Raw genomic sequence first — 1,949 nt, 5'->3', positions numbered from 1 at the left:
GCGCCGCTACAGGGCGAACCACGGCGGCAGTTTCCGAGGCGGATTCAGGGGCCAGCAAGTAATTGATTCGCATGTTCCGACCCGTTACTTCGGCGAGCGCTTGTTCGATTTTCTGAGCCTGTTCTGGCTGCTCGCAGAAGGCTTTGCTGGAATTATACTTCTTTGCGAAGGTGACAACCAGAAGATTTGGCGCGGAAATTGCTACGTGATCGGCCTGGGTCGCATAATCGGCAGCAATCCCCTGCAATCGCGCTAGCGTTTGCTGCCAAATGTGCGGCGCATCGGCCGGGTTAAGCGGGATGGCGGCATCCAGTCGCGATGCAGGCACTAGAGCGCTTTCTGGCCCTTCCGAATCACCGTTTTTTTTTGACGGCCCTGGGCTCGACGGCTCGGTACCGCCGCTCGGCCGATCAGCAGCCGGCGCACGCTCCGCGGACATCGTATTGGGACGCGGCGCAACTGCGGGGACCGCCCTAGAAACGACGGCTGCGCCCTCCGGCCCCCTCAATTGTTCAATGAGGGCCGGTATTTCGTCCAAGTCTGCCAGCTGCGAAATCCGCACTAGCGCAAGCTCCGCCAGGACGCGCCCCTGCGTGCTGTAGCGCAAGCGCGCGATGGCTTGATCCAGGACCTGCATCATGGCCAGGATCGTTTGTACGCCTAGTTGCTGTGCGTGTTCCGATAACGTCGCGTGTACGCCGGCGTCGCTTTGCAAAAAAAGTTCGGACGATCCGCCGACGGCGGCCACCATCAGGTCGCGCAAGTAGACCAGCAATTGGTCGAGCAGCTGCCCGGGATCGACCCCCGAGGCTATTGCACCGTCGAAATCAGCCAGTGCGGATGCGGCATCACGCGACACCAGATGTCCGGCGAGTTGAGTCAGCCGCTCATCCGAAGCGGTGCCCAGTAGCTGGTTCACCTCGTCGACGGTGATCCGTTTGCCTCCGGACGCTAGCAGTTGTTCCAGCAGGGATTGGCTGTCGCGCATCGAGCCGTTGGCGCGGCGCGACAATAGGGCGAGGGCGGCATCGTCGGCTGCGATCTGCTCGGCATCGACGATCTGCCGCAACCGCCCGACAATCGACCCCGGCTGTATGCCTGCGAAATCGAATCGCTGGCAGCGCGACAAGATCGTAACGGGGATCTTTTCAACTTCGGTTGTGCAGAAGATGAACTTTACATGCTCAGGCGGTTCTTCCAACGTCTTCAGCAGGGCGTTGAACGCCTCGCGGGTGAGCATGTGAACCTCGTCGATGATGTAGATCTTGAATCGTGAGCGGCTGGGTCGAATTGCCACGTTGTGCCGCAGCTCGCGCATCTCTTCGATGCCGCGATTGCTCGCTCCATCGATCTCTAACACGTCGACGTCATCCCCGGACGCCACGGCCAGGCAGCTATCGCATCGATCACACGGAACTGGGGTCGGTCCTTGCTCGCAATTGAGGCACTTGGCCAGGATCCGCGCGGCCGACGTCTTGCCGACCCCGCGCGCGCCCGTAAAGAGATACGCGTGCCCGACGCGGTTGGTAGAAATCGCCGCCGAGAGTGCCCGGGCGACGTGTTCTTGGCCGACCAACTCGGCAAAGGCTTGGGGCCGGTAGCGCCGCGCGACGACCAAATACTCGGATCGGCGGCCGCTTGGCTGCACGCCCTGATCTGCGGTGAATCCGCTCAGGCCCTCATTGTCCATGAATCCACTCCGTCCATGAATCCATTTTTGGCCCGCCGCGGCACCACAAGGAGAGCGACGAAAAATCGGTGCGGGCGAGTCCAACGGCCGCGCATCGAACCATGATTTTGAATCAGCCCGTCGTTCTGGCTGGCACGATTAGAACTCCTCGCAATGCCAAGCGTTCGGCGGCCGATGAGAGACCCACCGCACAAAGAGCTGACTGCTTATGGCTGCTGGATTTCTCCCCTGACCAGGTTCACAGCGCCCCATTGCGGGG

1 protein-coding gene and 1 other RNA gene are annotated in these 1,949 nt (G+C 61.3%); both read right to left on the bottom strand.

The window, feature by feature from the left end; translation table 11 throughout:
• A partial coding sequence (dnaX, locus tag VGG64_12380) for a DNA polymerase III subunit gamma/tau (protein ID HEY1600395.1) occupies positions 1-1,690 on the bottom strand: 1,690 nt, incomplete at its 3' end.
• Positions 1,691-1,860: 170 nt separating this feature from the next.
• Positions 1,861-1,949: signal recognition particle sRNA small type (ffs, locus tag VGG64_12375), an RNA gene on the bottom strand; the annotation flags it as partial.

The organism is Pirellulales bacterium (genome assembly GCA_036490175.1).
In the GTDB taxonomy this organism is placed as follows: domain Bacteria; phylum Planctomycetota; class Planctomycetia; order Pirellulales; family JACPPG01; genus JACPPG01.
The sequence above is the reverse complement of the archived record's forward strand: the minus strand, read 5'-3'. Positions and strand labels throughout refer to the sequence as shown.